The following is an 8,237-nucleotide window of genomic DNA, read 5'->3' as shown; positions in this document are numbered from 1 at the left end:
AGCTCGGACGTGCTGGCCAGAAACGTGTCGACCTCGATCTCGACCGCCCTGGCGAGCAGGTCGCGCGCCCCGGCGCGGAGGATATCGGTCAGTGGATCGTCAACCGCGGAGGGCTGACGAAAAGCAAAAACGTTGGTAGTCTCGGTCATGGCGTATCGCTCTCCTTGAGGTTCTGGCAGGCTCGACACCCGCCTCGATACGCCGCCTCTCTCAACCCGTCATCACCCAGTTTCGGCCATAGCTCTGGTTTCGCAGGATCGCCGGGATCAGATCTCCGGTTCCCGAATTTGAATTATCCTGCCGACCAGGCAGGTTGGGAGGTATCAGCCCGCCTCGGCGGTTTTGACTATTACGATGGCGCTACTACGAACCCTGGGCCGCCGGGTTTCAAAAATACCGGACTAACCGGGATATTTGAGAGCAACCCGATCATCGTGACTTCGGCCGTCTCAGGTATTGGATGGTATTCGTCCTCTTCGACTGGCTACGTTTCCTTCTCCCTGGATGAGCCTAGTGGCGGCTTTACTCTTACACTTGCGGACTATGGAGCTCCATGGGTTCTCACCGCCGTACCGGAGGTGCCAACCTGGATAATGGCTATTGTGGCCTTCGGCTCAATCGCAGCTTACGGCTGGTATGACCGGAAAGGGCGCCGCAGGATCAGGCCACACGGCGCCCCTCACCAGTTTCCAAACCCACTCGGCGCCGCATGGGTGTAGGCGGTCGCACCGAAATTTGCGGTCCATGCTGCATTTTGCTGCAGAAGAGATCCCAGCGCGTAGTAGGTCCAGCGTTTATTCCGCTAAAGGGTGCGCCTCCGGCACCGGTCGATGGATTGGCCGTTCCACTGCCATTCCAGTTCCCGCCATTCACGCGAAACCAAACAAGCTGAGCGCTAAGGTCGATCGCCATATCGACGACATCGCCGTCCGCCCCATATGTCGGACTTGATCCGACACCACCATTCATGAAGACGTTACCCCCAGGGGAAGCGACCATCGCATTCAGCGAAGATGTTCCGCTGTCGGAGTTTACGTTGAAGGTCCCGTTCGCGATGCCAATCCAGTTGTTGTTATTGTTAAGGACGCGAAGTATTTGCCGGTTGAATGATGCGCGACCGATCGCACTGAGCCAGGCGAACCGTCATAAGGCGCTGTGCGCGTGACCGTCAGGTTACCGTTGCTGAGGCCGTTCGCCGTAGCGTCATCCGAACCCCTCACCGAAGACCGCCTGCTCCCTTCAGCTAGTTTTGGGCCTTCGTGATTGCGGCAGTCACCTAAACAGCCCAACCCGCCGACAACGCCTCCGCTTGCCGAAGGACCGTTTGAACGGCCGCATCCTGAAGGTCGGGCGGATAGCCGTGCTTGCGTAGGATCCGCTTCACCAGCACGCGCATCCGCGCCCGGGCGCTCTCCCGGTGTGACCAATCCACCGAAACGCTGCCCTTCAAGCTAACGAGGAGCTCGTGGGCGATAATCTTGAGAGAGTCGTTGCCCATCAATTCCACGGCGCTCTCACTTTCGGCCAGAGCGTCATAGAAGGCGATTTCGTCCTCCGACAGCCCCTCATCTTCCCCACGCCTGCGCGCCGCCGGACCTCCTTCGCGAGCTCGATGAGCTCTTCCAGTACCTCAACGGTGCTAATTGCGTTCGTGTGGTATCGAGCAATAGCGGCGTCCAGGCGCTCTGAAAAGCGCTTGGTTTCGACGATATTTGTCTTGCTGCGCGAACGGATCTCATCGTTCAAAAGCTTGCGGAGCGCCTCAAGCGCCAGGTTCTTCTTTTCGAGCTGCTGAACCTCCGCGAGGAACTCGTCGGACAGAATAGAGATGTCTGGTGTAGCGATGCCGGCCGCAGTGAGGATATCGACGATCTCTGTAGAGACGACCGCGCGATCCAAGATCTGCTGGATGGCGAACTCACGATCAGCAGAGCTTGTTCCGGTGCCGTCGGCCGACTTCACTAGGGCGGCGCGGACCGTCTGGAAGAAACCGATCTCATCCCTAACAGCACGAGCTTCATCGCTTGCCGAAGCGAGCGCGAATGCTTTGGACAGCGCAAGCACGGCATCTTGATAGCGACGGTTCTCGCGCCGCTTCCCGTCTTCGCTAATCTCCTTGGCCGCCGCTTCATGTTGTCGAACAAGTATCCAGTCAATGCCCTCCGCCAGCACGGCCAACCGCTCATGCGGCGTTCCCGCCAAACCGCGTACGTAACCGAAACCGTGACACATCGCCTTCACGACTTCATACTTCTCCAGCAGCACCGCGACCGCTTCGGTCTCCTCAATTCCTACCTGGCGCTGGTCCGAGCCAGAATACTGGCCTAGGGCGTTCTTCAGGTTTTGGGCAATCCCGATATAGTCAACGACGAGGCCGGCCGGCTTGTCACGGAACACCCGGTTCACACGAGCAATGGCCTGCATCAACCCGTGGCCCTTCATGGGTTTGTCGATATACATCGTGTGCATCGACGGCGCATCAAATCCAGCCAGCCACATATCCCGCACGATCACCAACTTGAGCGCGTCCCTTGGATCTTTCGCGCGCTTGGCCAGAGGATCGCGGCGCGCCTTGGTCCCGATGTGCGGCTGCCAGGCTTGGGGATCGGCGGCAGAACCTGTCATCACGACCTTGATTGCGCCACCTGCATCATCGTCGCTATGCCAATCTGGCCGAAGCGCGACGATCTGGTTGTAAAGAGCGACACAGATGCGGCAGCCATGGCCGCTGCCCCGTACCATGGATCTTGGCATAGCGGATCACGGCGAGTGCGCCTGCCGTGAACAGGCTGCGCAAATAGCGATCGCCTTGCTTGCTGATACTGCCAAGCTTGTCATTGCCTCCGCTCGAGTTCTGCTTCGGCACGAGCCCAACCCAGGCCGAGAAGTCCCGCCCCGATCGGAAAGTCTTGGCATCGGCAACGCTGCGACTAGCGCCGTCGCCAGCGCCGGCCCGACACCAGGGATCGCGTCCAGCCGTTTGCTCGTCGCGTTCGATCGATGTCAGGCGATGATGCGTCGGTCGAACTCCAGGATTCAGTGCCCGCAATTTACTGCCGAGAGCAGCAAGACACGCGCGGCGCTCGAAGCCGGAGCGCTCGTTCAACAAATGGCGTCGCGGCAGCCGCGAAGCCGAGCAGAGCAAGCGAGAAGCCGACGAGCGCAGATACGCAGTAGCAACTTCGGCAAGGCCGCCGCTTCGGATGATTGGCCCGAGCGGCTGCGCTTGGAAATCGATAAGCGAATTAACGAAATTGCCGGACTCTGGTGGTCCCTCGGAGCGTACGCTTCTAATCGATGCGATTGGTCAGTTCGCCGCGCATGAGCGCCAACATTTTCACTCAGACCGCCGCAGCGATCGCCGACGTGCCCGTGAATTTTCAGGAGTACTTCGACGCACTTCGGCGGAGGTAAACCCGTTCGTCTCGCCAGGTGTTCGGGATGCTTGCCGCGGCACGAGACCGCCCCGCGGCCTGGGATAGCGGTGGGAAGCCGGGCAAGTTCGCCAGCGAGCCGCCGCTCGTGCCAGCACGCGACCGTCGCGCACAACAACGGCACGGTGCGATGACTCAGTGTATGACGATTTTTCTTGACGCCAAGACACCCATACGAGAGCCCCATACACGTGGAGACCTACGGGTCCTGTCATTGATTCTACTCGTTTTTTCGCGAGTAGAAAAAGCCGGGCTAACCGACGCCCAGCACCGATTCAAACTTGGACCACTCCACACGAGCGCCGCATGCATCTCGGTCAATTCCATTATCTGCCGCTGACGCCAGGCTTTTTCTCCATTTTGATTGCCCTGTTCGTCGGCCTATACTGTGATTTTCTAATCCATAATTATATTGCTGATCCAAAATCTGCCGGATAAGATTTGCCGAAAAGCCGATAAAAATTGCTCTCCGGGGAGGCGACACCATCCGGACGATCGGCGCTCCAAATCGGCGGTCAATCCTGCTGACGAGCATCGTAGTGATTCTCGGAGGAGTTTTTGTGTTTGCTTGGCACGAACTGCTTCCTCGTCGGTTGCCACAAGCTGCCCGGGAAATGTCGCCAGGGCCTGAGCCGCGCGCACTCACCGCTGAAGAGGAAGGCTACGCGGCATCGCTGTGGGAAATTCATCGGGAGGTTACGCCTTCGGCGGTGGCGATGAGCTTCGCTGGCATCGCCTATGAGACCGAAACCCACGATTCACGCCAGCTCGAGCAAAAGATCGAACCGATCGCACGATTCTTCGGCGACGCCGAGCGGCGGGTCGGCGGCCTAGCGGTTCCGGCGTCGCTGTCGGAGGTGCACGGGCGATATCTCGAAGCTATGGTTCTTTACCGCAAAGCCAGCGACGAGATGCTCGCGTTCACCAAGGATGGCAGACGGCAACATCTCATCGATGCGCAGGGCATGGGTCTTACTGCATCCGAAGATATCTTGCGTGCCGGCGAGGTGCTGTGGCCCGGGCAGTACAAGCCCCACTAGTCGACCAACATCCTACCAAAGCAAGTTTGGGAGTTCCACAAGTGACCTGAAGATTTACAAGGTAAGGGAGGGATGCAATGACTAAGCTTGGATTCAAAATTCGGCTATTTGCATCGATCGTCACTGCTTCGGCGATACTAACCGTCTTGAGCGGGACAGCGGCATTGGCGCAAGAGCCGGTCTGCTCGGTGTGGCTGATCGAAAGCAGCCGCTTTATGAATGTCCCGTTCGGCGCCTTCATGCCGGACCGCGCCTTTGTACCGGGTAGCGAGAAGCCGACCAACAATATTCCGACCGTCGACCTCCCCGTGAATATCGGCGTGATCAAGTGCGGGACCGAACTGATCCTCTACGATACCGGCTGGAAACAGCAGGACTATCTCAAGATGACCGGATCAGATCATTGGGCCCCGCTCGGCGAGCAACTCAAGCTTCTTGGCTTCAACGCTGCTGACGTTACCAAGGCAGTGATCGGCCACGCGCACTGGGATCATGCTGGTCAGTTGTCTGAGCTTCCGAACGCGGTGCTCTATGTGCAAAAAGCCGAGCTTGCCGGGATCGAATGGGCTTTGAACTATCCCGAGAAGCACATCAAGGCGATCAACTCTGATCCAGGTGGTTGCAACCGGACGCCGGCGTGCGGGTACATGCCACTGACCATGCAGGAGGTCTACGGCAAGATCCTAAAGGGCCAGGCCGTGATTGTCGACGGCGAGAAAGAGATCCTGCCCGGCGTGATCATACATCCGGCATTCCGCGCCCATACAGCGGGCTCGCAACTCCTCGAAGTGCCGACCAGCATCGGCAAGCTGGTGTTCGGCTCGGACGCCTTTTCGTCCTACGAGGGCATCCGCGACTGGATGGTGGCGAACATACAGCAGACCGATTCAGTCCAGCAGTTCCTAGCGTACGAGCAGTGCTACAAGATCACCGGCGGCTATGAGCACTGTATCGCCGCCCACGAGCCGTTGAGCTATACCGATAAATATCCCGTCACCAAGAATTCCTGGGTGGCCCTGAATGGCGGGCGGATGGCGGAAATTGCATTGGCTCCCGGCGAAAAGTCGCGCAAGCCCTGAGCCGGGCATGCGCTCGCGAATTGAACAGGTTGTGCAGCAGCGTGACTGACGCGGGCGGTTATTTGAAACAATTGGCATCTGTGTGTCGGTTGGTGCCGCTGCTATTGATCGTAGCCGTGACGGCTGGCAGCGTGAGGGCGCACGATGCCAGCTCTTATGGCGGGGTGTTTCATTCACGCAATCTTGGCGGCACTTGGCTCAGGGCCGATGTCGGGCTGTTCCTCAATGCCGCCCTGGTCGTAGCTGTCGATCCGCAAAATGGGTCGCATGTGCTGGCGGGCACCGATCTCGGCCTGCTCGGCTCCCGCAATGGCGGACTAACTTGGACTCATCAAGCGCCCGATCTCATTTTCGGCGCCGTATTTGCCGTGACATTTCTCGGCGACGGTGAGCGAGCGATCTGCGCCGCGCAAAGCGGGATATTCCGTTTCGAAGCGAGCCAATGGAAGCCGGTGCTTGCCCCGGAAGCCGCCATACCAGCCAAGACACTCGCACCCGGCACCTCCGCCGATCGCATCTATTTGCTCGGCCGAGATCGACTATTCACCAGCGGTGATGGTGGGCGGAGCTTTGTCGAGGTAGGCCGCCGCTGGGAAACGAGCGCGATAACCGCGCTTGCTATCGTCCGATCCAAGCCTGAGATCATAGTCGCGGTCGTAGGCGGCCAAATAGCGACCAGTGAGGATAGCGGCCAACATTGGCAACCGGGCGAGCCGGGCAAGGATGGCCCGCCGGTCGACAACGTCGCGGCGGATGTTCACGTGCCGAAGAGAGTGTGGGTGGCACGTGCCGGTCGGATCTATGTCAGCGATGAACTAGGCTCGCCGTGGCGCGCGGTCGGTCGCGCTTTGCCCGAGTCCGCAACGACAATACGCGGAATTGCGGCGAATGCCGAGGCAACGACTCTTGTCGTCACCACGAACCGTGGTCTCTATCGCAGCGAGAATGGCGGTGAGAGTTGGATGCTCAAGGAGGACAATCTTCCAATCCACCTTGAGGCGGGGGCGCTCGCGCAAGACCCAAGCGATGCGGGCGCGCTCTATGCCGTATACTCGCTCACGCCTTACTCGGAAGTGTGGCGCACCGCCATCGACGCGCGCAATCTTCTGCGACGATCCGACCCCATCAGCCTTGCCGGCCGGATCGGTTTCAGTGTGCTCGTTATCCTCCTGGGCGCGTTGTTCGCACGGTTTTTGGTGCGCTCGCGCTTTGCCGGGTCGAGCGGCTCATGACGGAGCCCGTAACCCTCTCGCCGCGGCGCCGACGCCTGCTGACGATGAGCGCCGTGCTCGGGCTCGTCGTACTGAGCGGTGCCGGCATGCTGTTGTTGCGGTGGGCCGCGCCGGCGGCGCGCTTCGTCGAGTACCGTATGCCCGGTCCACGCGATGGTCCCATGGCGATTGCAGCCGCCGCCGACGGCACCGTCTGGTTCACCATCGATCAGGCCGATGCCATCGGCCGCGTTCGCGGTGGCCGAATCGAGTTACTGCCGACCCCGAGGCGGAATTATGAGCCGCTCGGACTGGCGGTCGCCGCCGACGGAAGCGCCTGGTACACCGACATCAGGGCCGGCGCGATTATGCGCATCAGCCCCTCCGGCGAGGTGGCGCAATTTGCGCTCGACAGCGAGATCGTACGGCTGGGCCGCCTGGCAGTCGGCTCCGACGGCTCCGTATGGTTCGCTGACGCTACGGGAGCCGGCGTCACGCAACTCAAAGACGGAATCTTCATGCGCCACGAGATCGGATCAGCGGACAGCGGACCCTATGGAGTGGCAGTGACTTCGGATGGGACCGTGTGGGCGACACTGCAGGCGGTTAGCAAGCTCATCCGTATCGGGCCAAGCGGCGCCATGACGACAATCGACTTGTCGGGGCCCGCTGTGGTTCCGACCGATGTCGCGGTCGGCAATGACGGCTCAGTCTGGTTCTTGCAGTTCCGCGCCAATCGCATAGGCCGATTGAAGAACGGCGAGTTTTCCGATTTCAAGGTCGCGGAGCAGAATGCAGGTCTGAGCGGGCTGGTGGTCGCCGGTGACGGAGCCGTCTGGTTCGGAATGGTGCGTAGTTCGAGTCTAGGCCGCCTGCGCGACGGCAGGGTCGTCACATTTCGCCTTCCGCGCGACAACGCCCGGCCCTACAGCCTCGCTGTCGATCCTGATGGCAATGTTTGGTATGCCGACATCAGCGGATATGTCGGCATGCTGCCGGCCCGATATGCCCGTGGTTCCTAATCGGATGAAGGCTGGCAATCCACGTAGTGAGCAGCCCGTATTTGCGAACGCGACGTGTGTTGTTCGGCTTCGGGTCAAGAGTGCCGGTTTGAGCCTCAGCCGGTGACTTCCGGTTTGCCCCCAACTTCGGACATGCCCCTGCGCCGCGCAAACTGTCGCGAAGGGCCATGTGTGGACGGCTCCGGGTTGGCAAGAAGAATCTTCACTTGCAGCGTTGGTCGGAGCAGCCATGTGTTCGGCCTGTTTGCGCGGTACTCATGACCGCTGGCCATAATGCCCTCCGCGGATCAGGTCCCGGTCAAAAGCACGCATTCGATGATGCTGTGGCCCGAGTGGGTTGTCCTGATCGCCGGATCGACCGGCACTGCATTAAGTGCTGTTCGTCTTCCCAACCGTTACGTCACACCGGTTGCCCGGTGTAATCTCGTCTCGTCACGCCGCGAGAGCGGCG

General features: G+C 60.1%; 4 protein-coding genes and 3 pseudogenes. 4 read left to right on the top strand and 3 right to left on the bottom strand.

Going from position 1 to position 8,237, the window contains the following annotated elements; genetic code table 11:
* The 3 pseudogenes from A3AI_RS49815 to A3AI_RS49810 all read right to left on the bottom strand — a co-directional run.
* A pseudogene (locus A3AI_RS49815) lies at positions 1 to 149 on the bottom strand (IS256 family transposase); the annotation flags it as partial.
* Positions 150 to 1,276: 1,127 nt separating this feature from the next.
* A pseudogene (locus A3AI_RS44885) lies at positions 1,277 to 2,499 on the bottom strand (type I restriction enzyme endonuclease domain-containing protein).
* Positions 2,500 to 2,748: 249 nt separating this feature from the next.
* A pseudogene (locus A3AI_RS49810) lies at positions 2,749 to 3,003 on the bottom strand (transposase); the annotation flags it as partial.
* 991 nt (positions 3,004 to 3,994) lie between these two features.
* Between A3AI_RS49810 and A3AI_RS44880 the strand changes: the two are divergent.
* The 4 genes from A3AI_RS44880 (at position 3,995) to A3AI_RS0141315 (ending at position 7,786) form a co-directional block, all read left to right on the top strand.
* On the top strand, positions 3,995 to 4,474 hold the full coding sequence (locus A3AI_RS44880) for a hypothetical protein (RefSeq protein WP_156928182.1): 480 nt from the start codon (positions 3,995 to 3,997) through the stop codon (positions 4,472 to 4,474).
* Positions 4,475 to 4,662: 188 nt separating this feature from the next.
* Positions 4,663 to 5,553 (top strand): MBL fold metallo-hydrolase, encoded by an 891-nt coding sequence (locus tag A3AI_RS0141335; protein ID WP_198030362.1) that lies wholly within the window; start codon positions 4,663 to 4,665, stop codon positions 5,551 to 5,553.
* Positions 5,554 to 5,669: 116 nt separating this feature from the next.
* Positions 5,670 to 6,785 carry a WD40/YVTN/BNR-like repeat-containing protein gene (locus tag A3AI_RS0141330; RefSeq protein WP_156928181.1) on the top strand — a complete coding sequence of 372 codons (1,116 nt, stop codon included), beginning with the start codon at positions 5,670 to 5,672 and terminating at the stop codon, positions 6,783 to 6,785.
* Positions 6,782 to 7,786, top strand: a complete 1,005-nt coding sequence (locus A3AI_RS0141315) for a Vgb family protein (RefSeq protein WP_051382814.1) — start codon at positions 6,782 to 6,784, stop codon at positions 7,784 to 7,786. The genes A3AI_RS0141330 and A3AI_RS0141315 overlap by 4 nt, the downstream gene beginning before the upstream one ends.
* Positions 7,787 to 8,237 lie beyond the last annotated feature (451 nt).

The organism is Bradyrhizobium sp. Tv2a-2, assembly GCF_000472425.1.
Classification (GTDB): Bacteria; Pseudomonadota; Alphaproteobacteria; order Rhizobiales; family Xanthobacteraceae; genus Bradyrhizobium.
This window is presented reverse-complemented; position numbering and strand designations above follow the sequence as displayed.

Bases quoted from the DNA above. Each gene is read 5' to 3' on its own strand.
- A3AI_RS0141315 (WP_051382814.1), top strand. From the start codon at position 6,782: ATGACGGAGCCCGTAACCCTCTCGCCGCGGCGCCGACGCCTGCTGACG.